The sequence below is a fragment of the Paenibacillus sp. B01 genome, from assembly GCF_009649995.1.
Classification (GTDB): Bacteria; Bacillota; Bacilli; order Paenibacillales; family Paenibacillaceae; genus Paenibacillus_O; species Paenibacillus_O pasadenensis.
In genome coordinates this window covers 1,854,237-1,869,048 of sequence record NZ_CP045802.1, presented here as the reverse complement: position 1 = coordinate 1,869,048, position 14,812 = coordinate 1,854,237, and the positions used below count along the sequence as shown (strand labels likewise).

12 protein-coding genes are annotated in these 14,812 nt (G+C 66.0%); 3 read left to right on the top strand and 9 right to left on the bottom strand.

Annotation, left to right across the window (positions count from 1 at the left end; genetic code table 11):
* Positions 1–66: 66 nt before the first annotated feature.
* Positions 67–852 carry a helix-turn-helix domain-containing protein gene (locus tag GE073_RS08070; protein ID WP_028598142.1) on the bottom strand — a complete coding sequence of 262 codons (786 nt, stop codon included), beginning with the start codon at positions 850–852 and terminating at the stop codon, positions 67–69.
* Between the two features lie 200 nt (positions 853–1,052).
* On the opposite strand from GE073_RS08070, the gene GE073_RS08065 reads away from it, so the two are divergent.
* The gene (locus tag GE073_RS08065; RefSeq protein WP_153783201.1) at positions 1,053–2,360 is read left to right on the top strand and encodes an aminotransferase class I/II-fold pyridoxal phosphate-dependent enzyme; all 1,308 of its coding nucleotides are present in this window, start codon (positions 1,053–1,055) and stop codon (positions 2,358–2,360) included.
* Positions 2,361–2,463: 103 nt separating this feature from the next.
* Here GE073_RS08065 and GE073_RS08060 read toward each other — a convergent pair whose 3' ends face one another.
* The 6 genes from GE073_RS08060 to GE073_RS08035 form a co-directional block, all read right to left on the bottom strand.
* Entirely contained in the window at positions 2,464–3,723 is a 1,260-nt protein-coding gene (locus tag GE073_RS08060; RefSeq protein WP_153783200.1) for an ABC transporter permease, read from the bottom strand.
* A complete protein-coding gene (locus GE073_RS08055; protein ID WP_028598145.1) occupies positions 3,707–4,483 on the bottom strand; it encodes an ABC transporter ATP-binding protein in 777 nt (258 codons plus the stop codon). The genes GE073_RS08060 and GE073_RS08055 overlap by 17 nt, the downstream gene beginning before the upstream one ends.
* A 20-nt stretch (positions 4,484–4,503) precedes the next feature.
* Complete coding sequence (locus GE073_RS08050; RefSeq protein ID WP_153783199.1) at positions 4,504–6,114, bottom strand: DEAD/DEAH box helicase; 1,611 nt, start codon at positions 6,112–6,114, stop codon at positions 4,504–4,506.
* Between the two features lie 27 nt (positions 6,115–6,141).
* Complete coding sequence (locus tag GE073_RS08045) at positions 6,142–6,915, bottom strand: SDR family NAD(P)-dependent oxidoreductase (RefSeq protein ID WP_373864130.1); 774 nt, start codon at positions 6,913–6,915, stop codon at positions 6,142–6,144.
* A 198-nt stretch (positions 6,916–7,113) separates the two neighbouring features.
* Entirely contained in the window at positions 7,114–7,575 is a 462-nt protein-coding gene (locus GE073_RS08040) for a chemotaxis protein CheX (RefSeq protein WP_028598148.1), read from the bottom strand.
* Positions 7,576–7,738: 163 nt separating this feature from the next.
* Positions 7,739–8,740 carry an HRDC domain-containing protein gene (locus GE073_RS08035; RefSeq protein ID WP_028598149.1) on the bottom strand — a complete coding sequence of 334 codons (1,002 nt, stop codon included), beginning with the start codon at positions 8,738–8,740 and terminating at the stop codon, positions 7,739–7,741.
* Positions 8,741–9,012: 272 nt separating this feature from the next.
* Between GE073_RS08035 and GE073_RS08030 the strand changes: the two genes are divergently transcribed.
* Together GE073_RS08030 and GE073_RS08025 are read left to right on the top strand one after the other, a co-directional pair.
* Positions 9,013–9,309 (top strand): DUF3055 domain-containing protein, encoded by a 297-nt coding sequence (locus GE073_RS08030; RefSeq protein ID WP_028598150.1) that lies wholly within the window; start codon positions 9,013–9,015, stop codon positions 9,307–9,309.
* A gap of 75 nt (positions 9,310–9,384) precedes the next feature.
* On the top strand, positions 9,385–9,720 hold the full coding sequence (locus GE073_RS08025) for a hypothetical protein (RefSeq protein WP_052333077.1): 336 nt from the start codon (positions 9,385–9,387) through the stop codon (positions 9,718–9,720).
* 181 nt (positions 9,721–9,901) lie between these two features.
* On the opposite strand, the gene GE073_RS08020 is transcribed toward GE073_RS08025, so the two are convergent.
* Positions 9,902–11,149 carry a DUF445 domain-containing protein gene (locus tag GE073_RS08020; RefSeq protein WP_028598151.1) on the bottom strand — a complete coding sequence of 416 codons (1,248 nt, stop codon included), beginning with the start codon at positions 11,147–11,149 and terminating at the stop codon, positions 9,902–9,904.
* Positions 11,150–11,339: 190 nt separating this feature from the next.
* Positions 11,340–14,675 (bottom strand): WIAG-tail domain, encoded by a 3,336-nt coding sequence (locus GE073_RS08015; RefSeq protein ID WP_153783198.1) that lies wholly within the window; start codon positions 14,673–14,675, stop codon positions 11,340–11,342.
* Positions 14,676–14,812 lie beyond the last annotated feature (137 nt).

Here is a 14,812-nt window from a genome sequence, read left to right as displayed (position 1 = left end):
GCCTGAAGTGTACTTCAACTAAATATTCCCAAGGGGGGACGATTTTATAAAAAAAAGATCCGGCGGCTACCGGATCTCGGACGGACTTTTGCCCGTGTACTGCTTGAATTGGCGGCTGAAAAAAAAGATGTCGCGGTAGCCGAGCGCGTCGGCCACCTCGGTCACGTTCATGCCGCCGTGCATGAGCAGATGCTGCGCCCGCTCGATGCGGGTGCGGATCATGTACGTCTGGACGGGGATCCCGATGATCTCCTTGAACTTGATGCTGAAATACCTCGGCGAAAGGCCCGCGCGGCCCGCCAGATCCTCGACGCGATGGGAGATGCCGGGATTTTGACGGATGTAGTTGGCGATCTCCTGGATCGCCTCCGTCAGCTGGTTGCTCGCCTTGCGCTCCACCGGAGCCTGGCGGTCGTCCCGCAGTAGATGGATCATCAGCTGCTTGAGGAGGAGCCTCGCCTCCTCCTCGGCGGCGAACAGCTGGACGAGGAACAGGCGCACGTAGCGCGAGAGGAGGTATTCGAATTCCACCGTATCTTCGAGGACGCGGTGACGGGCGGGCACCTCGCCGGGGTCGCCCTCGACATCGAAGTGGATGTAGGTCAGGACGAGCGGCTTTTGCGGGTTGTGGACCGCGCTCGTGTAGTCGCCGGGGCGGAACAGAAAGCAGCTGCCGGCCTCGAGCGGATAAGGCTCGTTGTTCAGCAGCAGCTCTCCTTCCCCGCTCCAGACATAGAACAGGTCGTAGTTTGCCATCGGCTTGTCCCGGCGGGGCCATTTCCAATTCGGCTCGCAGACGATCTTGGCGAAGGATGGAAGCAGGACGAACGATGAGGGCGGTACGTGCAGCATGTAGACCTCCCCGGTTTCACGGTACGTTTTTCGTCATCATACCTTACTGGAGCGACCTCCGGCAAGAAGCAGAAAGAATGCTTTTTGTCCCTCCCCGGCAAGGTCATAAAATGGTATAATGACACCCGAACGCCAATGCCTGCCGGGACTGCGCCGACGCGGCCCGGACACATCGACCCTGGAAGGACGGAAGAGGAATCATGAATCCACTTGCCCAGCAGTTGAACGCCGCGCTGGAAAAAGGCAACGCCCATGTGTACGCCATGCTGTCCGGACTTGGACGGCAGCTGTATTTCCCGAAGGAGGGCATCCTGAGCCAGTCCGCCGAGGCCAAGACCAAGGCCCGGAAGTTCAACGCCACGATCGGCATCGCCACGGAGAACGGCGTCCCGATGCATCTGAAGCTGATTCAAGACACGCTGTCCGCCTATGATCCGAAGGATCTTTACGAATACGCTCCGCCTGCGGGCAAGCCCGAGCTGCGCTCCGCCTGGCGCGAGAAGATGATCGTGGAGAATCCCTCGCTCCAGGGCCGCTCGTTCGGCAGCCCGATCGCGACGAATGCGCTGACGCACGGCCTGAGCATCGTCGCGGACCTGTTCGCGGACGCCGGCGACGCCGTCGTCATCCCGGACAAGAACTGGGAGAACTACGAGCTGACCTTCGGCGTGCGCCGCGGCGCCGAGATCGTCGAATATCCGCTGTACGCCGCGGACGGCCGCTTCAACGCCGACGGCCTGCGCGAAGCGCTGCTCGCCCGGCGGGACAAGGGCAAGGCGATCGTCATCCTCAACTTCCCGAACAATCCGACCGGCTACACGCCGGACCGCGACGAGTGCGAAGCGATCGTAGCGGCGCTTCTGGCCGCGGCGGAAGCCGGCATCCGCATCGTCGCCGTCACTGACGACGCCTACTTCGGGCTCTTCTTCGAAGATTCCGTGCACGAGTCGCTGTTCGGCCGCCTGGCGGGGCTCCATGAACGCATCCTGCCGGTCAAGATCGACGGCGCGACCAAGGAAGAGTACGTCTGGGGCTTCCGAGTCGGCTTCATCACGTACGCCTCCGACTCCGCCGACGTGCTGGCCGCCCTGGAGCAAAAGACGCTCGGCATCATCCGCTCCACCATCTCCAGCGGTCCGCATCCGTCGCAGACATTCATCCTGCATGCGCTGCGGCATCCCGACTTCGAAGCCCAGAAGGCCGAGAAGTACGCCATCATGAAAAGCCGCGCGAGCCGCGTCAAGCAGCTGCTCGACAGCGGGCGCTACGACGGCGCCTGGAGCTACTATCCGTTTAACTCGGGGTACTTCATGTGCCTGCGGCTCGAGGACGTCAGCGCCGAAACGGTGCGCCAGCGCCTGCTGAACGCCTACGAGATCGGCACGATCGCGCTCGGCGATACGGATCTGCGCGTCGCGTTCTCCTGCACCGAAGAAGCGAACCTGGAGGATCTGTTCGACGCGATCCATCAGGCCGTCCAGGACATCCGTCAAGGCATTACGACCTGATCGGAGAGCGGCGTCGGCCTCGATGCGACGCCGCTCGAGCGAGCAGGCAGGCAAGGCAAAAAAAGGCTGTCCCCGAGTCGCTCGGGAACAGCCTTTTTTTCGTTCAATCCTCCTCGTCCTCGCGCTGCTGCCGCTTGAGCAGCCGCCGGGGACGAAGCAGCACGTACACGGCTGCCAGCAAGGCCGCAGCGGCCGGCGCGGCAACGAGGCCGGCCGCGAGCAGCGGCACGCCGGCGGCCAGCCAGAGCAGCGCCGCCACGACCGTCAGCGCGCCGCGGTCGACTGCCGCCGCCGAGCGCAGCCGGCCGCTCTCCGGCAGCGGATACACATGCCGCCAGACGACATGGCGATGCCACCCTGTCAGCGCCGCCGACTGCAAGCCTGCGATCAGCAGGAACAGCAGCGCGCAAGCCGCAGCCGCCCAGCCGTCCAGCCAGCCGCTTTCGCCGAGCCAATAGCAGCAAAGCATGCCGAGCAGCGTCATCCGCAGCAGCATGCCGCCCAGCTCGGTGCGGGCGATGCTCAGGCTGTACAGGTAGGTGTAGGTGCTGCGCTTGCGCAGCGGAACCCTGGACGCGATCCACGACAGCCACGGACGCGAGCGCACGCTCGGCTGCAGCGACGGCACCTCGGTGAACCAGCCGAAAAAGCGGATATAGCGGCCCTCCGTCCGCCGCTCCTCCTCGATCAGCCGCTCCCACGGCAGCGCGATCCGCTTCGGCAAGCGCGAAGCGGCCCACCACAGCAGCGCCGCCGGCGCGGATACGAACGCCGCCGTCCACGCGTGCTCCTCCAGCCAGACGTAGAGCAGCCAGACGGTGATCGCCAGCCGCAGCAGCTTGAGCGCAGTCCGGCTCGCGCTCCAGGCGATCTGCCGCTCTCGCCAGGCGGCCGCCGCCGCCAGCGCCTTGAGCGCCAGCACTGCCGCCAGCGCCGGCAGCAGCTCCGGTGTCCAATTCGTCAGCTCGTCTGCCGGCACACGGGCGCGGATCGGCCAATAAAGGAGCAGGACGGCGGCAGCGAGCACGAGTCCGCCGGGCAGCGTATGCAGCCAGGAGCGCCTCAAATAGCCTTTCATCGCTGCCTCGCGAGGCAGGAGAAAAACGACATCGGCCGGCTGCAGCCAAGTGCGCATCGGATTCCAGTACAGCGCCGGCGTCAGCAGCAGCGTGCCGAGCGCGGCGGCGGGGAAATCCGCGGGAATGCGCTCAAGCAGGCCGGCATAGGAAGCCGAGCCGACGATAATCAGCGCGAACAGCGCCAGCGGCAAGCCGCTGCGGGCCATGTCGCCGAGAAACGGCAGGCAGTCCTTGTAGAACGCCAGCGCCCGCCGGCGCCATTCGCGGTCAAGCCCCGCGTCCATCGGCGTCACTCTCCTCCACGACGCGGTAGAAGATCTCTTCAAGGGTATCTCCTTCCGCCCCTCGCGACATCCGCACCTCGTCCATCGTGCCCATCTCCCGGATGCGGCCTCCATGCAGCAGCATGAAGCGGTCGCAGTACGTCTCCACCGTCGACAGGATATGCGTGCTCATGAGGATCGCGGCGCCTTTGGCGCGCTCCTCCGTCAGACGGTCGAGCAGCGAGCGGATGCCGAGCGGATCGAGGCCGAGGAACGGCTCGTCGATGATGTACAGCGCAGGCTGGGCCAGCAGCGCGTTCATGAGCATCACCTTCTGCTTCATGCCCTTGGACAGATGGGCCGCTCGCGCTCCGCGCTTCGGCCCCATGCGGAACTCCTCCAGCAGCCGGTCGCGCCGCTCGGCGTACCGCTTCTCGTCGAGGCCGTACGCCATCGCGGTCAGCCGCAGATGCTCCTCCACGGTCAGCTCCTCGAACAGCACCGGCGCCTCCGGCACATAGGCGTAGGAGCCGCGGTAGCGCTCCGGATCCGCCTCCAGCGTCGTCCCGCCGATCTTGACTTCTCCGCGATGCGGGGCCATCAGGCCGAGCAGATGCTTGACCGTCGTGCTCTTGCCCGCGCCGTTCAGTCCGATCAGGCCCATCATCTCGCCTGCGCGGACCGTAAAGTCCAGCTCATGCAGCACCGGACGGCGCGGGCTGTAGCCGCCGGTCAGCCCTTTCACCTGGAGCACCTCCGCCCCAGCCTGGAACTCGCTCATCGAGCGCCGCCTCCCTTTTTTCAGCTCTTCGGCGCTTCGTCTTGTCCGCGCTTGGCTTTCAGCCATTTCGGAGCGCCTTTGTTCTTGTCCGCCTTCGCGGTCCGAGCCTTGGACTTCGCCGGTTTGGAGGCGCTCGCCGCTTTGGCCGCGCCGGCCGGCTTGGCGGGCAAGGTCGGCTTGACGAAGCTGGACGGCTGCACCTGGCCAGCCGGCTTGGCGAAGCTGGATGGCGGGACGGCGCGGGACAGCTTGGCAGCTCCGTCCCCCGCCGGCCGGGCCGCGCCGGCCGCCGGGCCGCGCCCCGCATCTTGCCGGGCAGGCGCGACAGGCGGCGTCTCGGCTGCCTTCCTCGCCGGAGCCGCTTTCCGCGTGTCCGTCGCGCTGGCGCCGCCGGCAGCCGATGCGCCGGCACGGCGCTCCGGCGCCGCTGCCGACGCCGAGCCGGCGCCTTTGGCGCGCGCAGGCGCCCCGCCGCTCCGGCTGCGCGGAACTTCGTGCGGGTCCCACAGCTTGCCTTTGTACAGCGTCTTTTCCTGAAGCTTGATGCCCAGCTTGCGCTCGTACTTCTCGATCAGGTACGTCTCGTTCGGCGCGGCCAGCGTCAGCACGACGCCCTCGCGGCCCATCCGGCCCGTGCGGCCCGAGCGATGCACGTACTGGTCGGCGTCCGCAGGCGGCTCCAGATTGACGACGAGCGGGAGGCCGGGGATATCGAGGCCGCGCGCGGCGACATCGGTGGCGAGCAGCAGCTTCGTCCGGCCCTCGCGGAAGCGGGCGAGCGTAGCGGCGCGCTTCTGCTTGTCGGCATCGCCGTAGATCGATTCCACGTCGAAGCCCTCGAAAGCCAGCTTGGCCTCATAGTTCGCGATCAGATCGGTATTGTTGATGAACACCAGCGCGGACTCCGGCTCCAGCAGCCGCAGCAGGCGGCGAGCGGTATCGGTCTTGTCGCGCCAGTCGCAGACGACATAATAGTGGGAGATCGTCTCCGACACGCGCTGCTCCGGCTCGATGTCGATGCGCAGCGGCTCCTTCATCCACCGCTTCTCCAGCGTCTTCATGACGTCGGGATGCGTCGCGCTGAAGAAGGACAGCTGACGGCTTTTCGGCGTCGCCCACAGAATTGTCTCCACCTCGCCCGTCGAGCCGAGCGCGAACACCTGGTCCGCCTCGTCGACGACGACCATGGACGCCTGCGTCAGCTTGAGCTTTTTCCCCTTGACCAGCTCGTTGATGCGGCCCGGCGTGCCGACGACGAGCTGCGGATTCAGCTTCAGCTTCTCGAGCTGACGCTTCACCGCCGCCCCGCCGATCAGCTGCTGGGTGCGGATGCCGAGCGGCTCGCCGTACTCCTGGGCGACGCGCACGATCTGCATCGCCAGCTCCTGCGTCGGCGACAGGATGATCGCCTGGATCGCCTTGCTGCTCGCGTCGATGCGCTGCAGCAGCGGGAGCAGGTACGCGAGCGTCTTGCCGGTGCCCGTCTGCGAGCCTGCCGACAGGTCCTTGCCCGCGAGCAGCGGCGGGATCGCCTGCTGCTGGATCGGGGTCGGCTCCCCGATCCCGTTTGCTTCAAACCGTTCGAAAGCCGCCTCGGACAGGCCGAGGCGACTCCAGCTTTCATAGGTCATTTCGTTCGTACTCCTTCAGGTAGGACGCTATTTTTTGTTCAGCATCGGTCCGGCGATGCGGCTTGCGATTCCCGGGAACAGCTGGTACAGGCGGGTGCCTGCGGCAAGCAGCCACGGCAGGTCCAGTTCGTCGCGCGGACGCTCGACCAGGCCCGCGATGCGGCGGGCGACCCGGTCCGGCTTCATCATGATCCAGCCGATGTTGCGCACATAGGCGCCATCCGGATCCGCCTGCTCGAAAAACGGCGTGTCGATCGGCCCCGGATTGACCGCCGACACGGCGATGCCGCTGCCCGCCAGCTCCTGGCGCAGCGCGTTCGTCAGGCCAAGCACGGCATGCTTGCTGGCGGAATAGCCGCTCGACTTGGCCGTAGCCAGCTTGCCGGCGATCGAGGCGACATTGATCACATGTCCGGAGCCTTGCGCCTTCATCGCGGGCAGCGCAGCCTGCGTGCAGCGCACGATGCCCATATAGTTTGTCTCCATCATGGACCGGAATTCCTCGAGCGGCGTCTCGTCGAACCGCTTGAACAAGCCGAAGCCGGCATTGTTGATCAGCACGTCGATCCGTCCGAACTCCGCGAGCACGGACCGGAACGTCTCCTCGACCGAACGGTCGTCCGTCACGTCGAGCACGCGCGTCGCGCAGCGCCCTCCGGCGGCGGCGGCCGCTTGCCGCAGCCGCTCCTCGTTGCGGCCGCAGAGCACCGGCATCGCTCCCGCGCGGACCAGGTGGCCCGCCGTCAGCGCTCCGATGCCGCTGGACGCTCCGGTCAGCACGACAATCTTGTTTTTTCCCATGGTCATCACCTGCCCCAAGTGTACTGCATCCGCGGACAGTTGGCAAAAGACCGCTCGCGCCGGACGAACCGGAAACGGCCGTCCTCCGGCGGCGAGGCGAGCCTCGTTCCGAGAAAGCTCGGACGGTCAGGAGCGATCCGCCTCTCCTTTAGGCATCCATCCATGAAAAAAAGCTCCCCGGGGGGAGCTTTTGCAGCGCTAGGACGCCAGCAGCACTTGAATGTCCATCTGTCCGATGCCGTCCAGGAAGACGGGCACGGTCAGCGCCTTGCGCGACTCCAGCAGCTGGAGCTGGGAGCCCTGGAGCAGCGCGGGCGGCGTGATGTCGACATGCACGCCCTGGCTGGACAGCTTCGTGCTCGCGTTGCCGCTGATCATGTTGCTGAGCTCGGAAATCGCGCTCCTGCCCATGTCGTCAAGCGACGAGATCTGGAATCCGCCCATCATCGCAGACACGATCTTGAGCGCGGACACCTCGCTCATGCCGAAGACGATATCTCCGCTCACCTGGCCGAACAGCTGAATCTGAATCCAAATGAAATCCGATTGACCTCGCAGCTCCTTGAGACCGACCGGCCCCGTCTGCGGCTTGATCTGGACGACCTGCTCCAACACCATGACCGCAGATTCCAGGAAAGGATTGATAAATTCAGCTTTCATCCGCGTCGATACGCCCCTTATCCGTCAAGTATCTTCTGCTTGAGTATATAGGAGCCATTATACTAAAGATCCTAGGACAAGTATACCAATTCTTGCATATCCGCGACTATTGTCCTATGTTGTCAACCCTATGGAAGGTCTCATTTTGAATATGCCTTCCAGGTCATCCGACGCTCCGCCCGGCCGCATTCTCGCGCTTGCAGCGCATCCGGACGAGCCGCAGCCGATCGTAGACGAGCTCAATCTTCATGCCGGGCGCCGGCTCGGCTCCGTATACCTTATGCAGGATCGGCTTGAGGTACTTGTCCCCCTCCTGCGCAAGCGCCTGCCGGATGCGCGCCAGCTCCTCCGACGGCACTCCCTCAAGCTCGCGCGCGATGAGCGGCTCGAGGTCGTAGCCCTCCTGGTCGAGCTGCTCGAGGCGCTCCATCAGCTCCCGCCGGGGCAAGCCCGTGTCGGCCTGCAGCTCCTCGAGCGACTTGTCCGCGCGGATGCCCTCGAGAATCAGCCGGCTCGACTGCTGGCGATCGAGGCGGCTTTTGTATTTGTGCTCCTTTTGCTTGTACAGCCACTGCACGTACGCCTTGGAATCGAGCGCCTCCTCGACCCAGTCGAGCGGAAACGGACGCGGCTGCGCCGCCTTCTCCGTCAAAGCCAGCACCTCGGCGGAGTACGAGGCGCCCTTGCCCGGCCCCCAGCCGGGAATCGCCGCCAGCTCCTCCTCGGTCCGCGGCACGAATGCCGCGATCATGAGCAGCGTCCGGTTCGTCGCCACGAGATACGCCGACTTGCGGTCGGATGTCGCCCGCAGCCGCCGCCAGTCCCGCAGCTCCTCGTACAGCGCGGCGTCGGCATGGAGCTCGCCGTAGCATTGCAGGAGGCTGACCGTGCCGCCCCGCGCCGACGGACGCTCGTCGAGCATGCCGTCCACGAGCGGCGAGAAGCCCTCGCCCATGCGCACCGCCACGCCGTGGCGGAACGCGTTCATCATTTCTTCCCAGCTGGCGCCCTCGTACCAGAGATCGGTCGTCTCCGAGCTGCCGTGCCGGCTGCCGTTCCAGATGACCGACCACGTTCCTTGCTGCTCGCAGATGGTCAGCTGCGCCGTGTCCAGCCTTCCATCTCCAAGCGGTTTTTCGAATGAGTTCAAAAATACGATCTGCATGATGGCTCGCACCTCCGTAGAATAGGCCGATAAGGGCTGGAGAACGCAAAAAAAGCACCTCTCCCGCTCGCGTCTGCAAGCAAGAGAGGTGCTTCCTCCCGGTCAATCCTTATCTGGTAAATCCATCCTATCATAGCGGGGCCGGATTCGGCAATCGCTTTTTCCGCCGGTCCGGCGAGGCCGGGCGGCCCCTTCCCGTGCTATACTAGCTCCATCAGCGCCGGACGCCGCTCTTCGGGCGGCTCTGCCGGGCGCAAGGGGAGGAACGCATCATGCAGCTCAAAGACTACGATTTCATGTCGGACTCCACAGAGGAGACGTCGACTCGCTTCATTACGCTGATCACGCCTGGACTCAAGCGGTTCGACCTGGCCATCCTGACGACCAACCGCTTTTACGGCAAAAAGCTCGTCACCGATCTGCAAGGGGGCCGCACCGCCATCATCGGCCAGGACGACCTGGAGGAGGAAGGCTATCTCGAGCATGTGTTCAAGCTCACCGAGGAGGAGGCGTCCGAGCTCGGCGCGTTTCTGTCGCTCGTCGTAGGCGAAGTGAATTTTACCGACTGAGCGGGAAAAGCTACTACGGCACCCATCCGGGCACAGGCTTTTCAAGCCTGTGCCACCTAAGGAGGCAGCCGCAGCATGCCAGACCAGCCCGAGGACGGACGGTTCGTCGGCCGTCCCGACACCGACGCGGCGACGGAGGAATCCCGCCGCGAGAAATACACGGATCTATCGACCGTGGAGTCCAGCCGCAACGATCTGACCTTCGAGGAATTCCCCGAGGGCCCCTACGGCGCGTCGCTTCATCCGGAAGCTCCGGTCAAGGAGAGCGAATGGCGGCCGGAGCAGCGCCAGCCCAATCGCTTCGGCTACGAGAACCGCCGCCTTCATGGCGAGCAGGAGCGCGATTATCCCGGCGACGACCGCAGCGGGGCCGGCAACGGATCCGTGCCGGACGGCACGCAGCAGGCTTGAAGCGATCTGCGGGACATAGGCCCGCACAGGCGGACGTGCGTCTCGCGGATCGACAGCAGCGACGATGCCTTTCGGCCGCCGCAGCGCAAAAAAGGACTGTTCCTTGCAGGAAGGCTTTTTAGCCGGCCCGCGGGGACAGTCCTTTTTTGGGGGATGAAAATATCTTCGCGCCGCCCGGAGGTCAGATCCAGCCGATCATCGTCAGCACGAGGCCGATCAGGAAGCCGCATACCGCGCCGTTGACGCGGATCCACTGCAGGTCGCTGCCCACCTTGGACTCCAGCATGTCGACAAGCTGCTTGTCGTCGAGCTTGTTGAGGTTGTCGCGGACGAGCAGGCCGATGCGGTAATGGTTGCTTTCGATCGCCTGCACGAGCAAGCTCGACAGCCGGTCCTCCCAGCCGCGCACGAGCTCCGGCTCGGCCGCCAGCCGGTCGCGGACCGCCTTCATCGCCGCCAGCACGAAGCGGCCGCCTTTGCGCTTGTCCTGCTCCAGCACGTCCAGCAGCTTGCGGCGCAGCTCCTCCGCCTTGGCGGAAACGAATTCGGCAGCCTCGGCCGACTCCAGCTTCAGCGCGGCCCATTCCTTGGCTTTGCCCAGGCTCTCGCCGTCCTCGGCCAGGCCGACCAGCCGCGAGCGCAGCTCCAGCAGCAGCGCATCGCGCTGGCGGCTGCCCGGCGTCGTCAGATCCTTCACTCCGGACAGCAGCATATGCTGGAGCATCGCGCCCATCTTGTCCTCGTTCATGAAGCCGGCGAAAGCCTGCACGGCGAAGCCCATGAAGCCGCCGACCTGCAGCTCCTGCAGCTTGGCCTGAGCAAGCTCGCCGAGCATCTTGCCGGTGGACGGCTTGGAGATCCAGTCGATCGCCTGATCCAGCGCGTAGTCCAGCGCCTTCTCGTCCCATCCCTCGCGGATGACCGCGCTTGCAGCCCGCTCCGCCAGCGGCTGCAGCTCGATCCCTCTTGCATAGCCCGCCGCACCCTGCAGCAGCGAGGCGGCGAGCTTCTCCGCAGGCAGCCTCTCGACGACGCCTTGGAGAGCGGTCAGCACGGCCTCGCGGTTGTGCCGCTTCGCGAGCATGCGTACGGCATACCGGCCGGCGCTCTGGATCAGGTTCAGGTTGCGCAGCCGGGCGCTGATGCTCTCCTTGTTGAGCAGCTCGTTCTCGAGCGAGGAGACGAGCGCGTTGATGAGCTTCGGCTTGTTTTTGAGCAGCAGGTTCGTATGGGGTATTTTCAGCCCCAGCGGATGGCGGAACAGCGCCGATACCGCGAACCAGTCGGCGATGCCGCCGACAAGGCCGGCCTCGAAGCCGCCCTGCAGCAGCTCCACCGCGCGTCCGCCGCCGTCCGCCAGCGCGGTCGTGACCGCGAATCCCGCCGCCATGACGCCCAGCGAGGCGGTTGCCGCATATCTCGTTTTCATGATGATCCCCCGATTCGGCATTAAGCTACTTTATTGATTATAACCAAGTTGCGGGCATAGCGAAAATAGCGCGTCCGGAAATCGGCTGCCGAAAAAACGCAAACGCGGGAAAAGGCGCTTCGCCTCTCCCCGCGTTTGCGTCTGGCAAGCGCTCCGAACCGGAGCGCATCCACAGCCTTCCTTCTCGTCCTCAGTCGGCCGCGATCCAGTCGACCGAGCCGCTCGGAGGCGGTCCGAACCGGGTGCGGACGACGGCGAGAATCGCGCAGTCCGCTTCTTTTCGGCGGATGACGACCGAGCAGGACGGATGGTCGCAGCTGACGGCGAGCGAGTAGGCCGCCTCGCCGAAGCTTCGGTCGAAGGCGATGCGCAGCTCGACCTCCGCGTCCGTCTCGCCAAAGGCGAAGGGGACGATTCCATGCGCAGTCTGCCGGCAAGCGGCCAGCCTCGCTTGCGCGTCGGCAAGAGTAGCGGCCGCATCCTGGACATCCGCCTGCAGCTTTTGGCAAAGGGCCTCGGTCCGGGCCAGCGCGTCCTCCATCGTCTGGCAGCGGGCTTTCCACGTTTCCAGCTCATGCGCGAGCTCCTGCCTTCCGGCTTCCGCCAGCTGGCGGAAATGCTCCAGCACGTCTTCGTTCAGGCTGGAGAGCGCAATCGATCCCGACTGCAGATGACGGCTGCCGACCGCGCCTTCCGCCAGCTGCTCCGAGCCGACGGCTCCGAGCTCCAGCCGGCTCCGGTCTACCGCGCCTTCCGCCAGCCGGCTTCGATCCACAGCCCCTTCGGCCAAATGCTCCGTGCCGACGGCGCACGCTTCCAGCTGCTCCGAGCCTACTGCTCCGGCCGCCAATCGGCTTCGGTCCACCGCTCCCGATGCCAGCTGCTCCGTACCGACGCTGCCCGGTTCCAGCTGATCGGCTCCTACCGCTCCGGCCGCCAATCGGCTTCGGTCCACAGCGCCTTCCGCCAGCTGCTCCCGTCCGACGCTGCCTGCCTCCAACTGCTCCGAACCTATCGCTCCAACCGCCAGTCGGCTTCGGTCCACCGATCCTTCCGCCAGCTGCTCCGTACCGACGCATCCCGGCTCTAGCTGCTCCGAGCCTACTGCTCCGGCCGCCAATCGGCTTCGGTCCACAGCACCTTCCGCCAGCTGCTCCGTACCGACGCATCCTGGCTCCAGCTGCTCCGTCCCAACGGCGCCTTGCTGCAGCTGCAGCCGTCCGACCGAGTCCGGCGCCAGCTTGGAGGCGGCGACGCTCTGGTCCGCCAGCTTGTCGCCCGTCACGGCCCCGGCCACGAGCTTATCCGTGGATACCGACTCCGGAGACAGCTTCAGCGAGCTGACCATATAGTCCGCCAGATGCCGGGCGGTCACCGAGCGCTCCGCCAGCACCCTGCCGTCGACCGCTCCATCCGCAAGCTGAGGGCTTGCGACCGAGCGCTCCGCCAGCGCCTGCAGCTCGACCGAGCCTGGAGCCAGATGGCGGGCCTCGACCGCATCATCGGCCAGGCGGGAGGCGTCGATCGCTTTTTCCGCGACATGATGAAGGCAGACGGCTTGAGGCGCCAGGTGGCTGCGGCCTACCGATCCTGGAGCGAGCTGGACCGGACCGACGCTGCCGTCCGCCAGATGACGGCGCTCTACCGCTTCCTCGCCCAGCTCGCCGGGGCCGACCGCCTCGGCCGCGAGCTTGCTGCGCGACACCGCGCTGTCGGCCAGCGCATCCTCCCCGACCGAGCCGTCTGCGTAGTGGCTTTCCCGCACCGCTCCGGCTTGCAGGGCGGAAGCGCCGACGCTGCGGTCTCGAAGATGCTCCTGCCGGATGCTCCCGGCCTGCAGCTGATTGGCTCCCACAGCCCCCTCGCCCAGATGGAACTGCCGGATGGAGGCGGCGCCGATCTTGGAGCCGTCCACGCTGCCCGGCGCCAGATGGCGGGCTTGCACCGCTTCGACGCCAAGCTTGGAGGCGGAGATGCTGCCGTCGGCCAGCTTGGCGGGAGTGACGGCATGATCCGACAGATGCATGGTCGTCACCGAGTCAGGCCGCAGCTTATCCGAGCTCACGCTGCCGTCCGCCAAATGCCGGTTGCCAAGCGCGCTGTCCGCCAGATGGCGGCTCTCCACGCTGCCGGGAGCGAGCTGGCCGCCGCCGACCGAGTTCAGCTGCAAGGCGTCCAGACCGACGCTTCCCGGCGCGAGATGGCGGGCTTGCACCGCTTCGGCGCCTAGCTTGGAGGCCGCGATGCTGCCGTCCGCCAGCTTGGCGGAGGTGACGGCATGATCCGCCAGCTGCACGGTCGTCACCGCGTCAGGCCGCAGCTTCTCCGAGCTTACGCTGTCATCCGCCAGCTGGCGGTTGCCGACCGTGCCGTCCGCCAGATGGCGGCTCTCCACGCTGCCGGCGGCCAGCTGGCCGCTCCCGACCGATTCCGGCTGCAGGACTTCCGGACCGACGCTGCCCGGCGCCAGCTCGCGGCTGCCGACCGCATGCTCCGCCAGCTGCTGCGACCCGACCGAGCCGTCCGCCAAATGGCGGGCCTCGACGATTCCCTCCTGCAGCTGGCCGGAGCCGACCGAGCCGTCTGCCAGATGGCGGGCCTCGACGGCGCCGCCGCCGAGCTTGGCTGCCGTCACGGAGCCGTCTCGCAGCTTGGAGGCGGTCACGGCCTGCTCCGCCAGCTTGGCGTTGTCGACGCTGCCGGCCGCGAGCGCTTGCGAGCCGACCGATTCCGAGCCGTACAGTCGGCTCGTTAGGCTTCCATCCGCCAGCGTGTCGGACGAAATCGCACCCGGACGCAGATGCCTTCCTTCGATCGCGCCGTCCTCAAGCAGCGAGCCGGGCAGGCTCCGGGCCGCCAGCTTCTCCGGCGTGACGCTGCCGTCCTGAAGCTTCGACGTCGAGACTGCCCCGTCGCGGAGCTTGCCGCCGCTCACGGAGCCGTCGGCCAGATGCTCCTCCAGCACCGCTCCGTTCGCGAGCTTGCCCGACCCGACCGTTCCGTCCCGCAGCTTGATCCCGCTCACCGATCCGTCCGCGAGCGACCTTTCCGTCACCGCCTCATCGGCCAGCTTTTCAGCAGATACGCTTCCCGGCGCGAGCTTCGTTTCCGATACGGAGCCCTCCGCCAGGTCGGATCCGTATACCGAAGGCGCCGCACTCGGTCCGCGCCTTTCCTCCAGCAGCCGCTGCAGCCGCTCCTCCGCGCTTGCTTCGGGCTGCGCGACGGGCTCCGCATGCGCGGCCGCCCGAGTCGTCTGCGTACCTGCCTCCGATTGAGCTTTCACCGAATCGACAGCAGCCCGGTCCTCCGCCGCTACTGACGTTAACGCCGCCTCCGACTCCACCACCGCTTCAGCCTCCGCCGCCGCCGCAGGCATCTCCGGGGCTGCGACTGCGCTCACCTGCAGCTTCTCCGAAACGGGTTCCATTTCATCGATCCAGCTGATTTCCGAAAATGTCGAATCCTCCACCTGCAGCACCTTGCGGCGCAGCTTCGGCTGCTTGCCCTTCCGGTTGTTTGCCATCGCTCTCTCCCTTGGTCCCGACATCGTCCTTTACTCACGATATGCGGGCATGCGGCCGTTCTGACCCATTTCGGGACAGCCCGCTCGACAAAAAAGCCCGTCCGGACGCCGTTCGGCGTGCAGGACAGGCGTGCAGG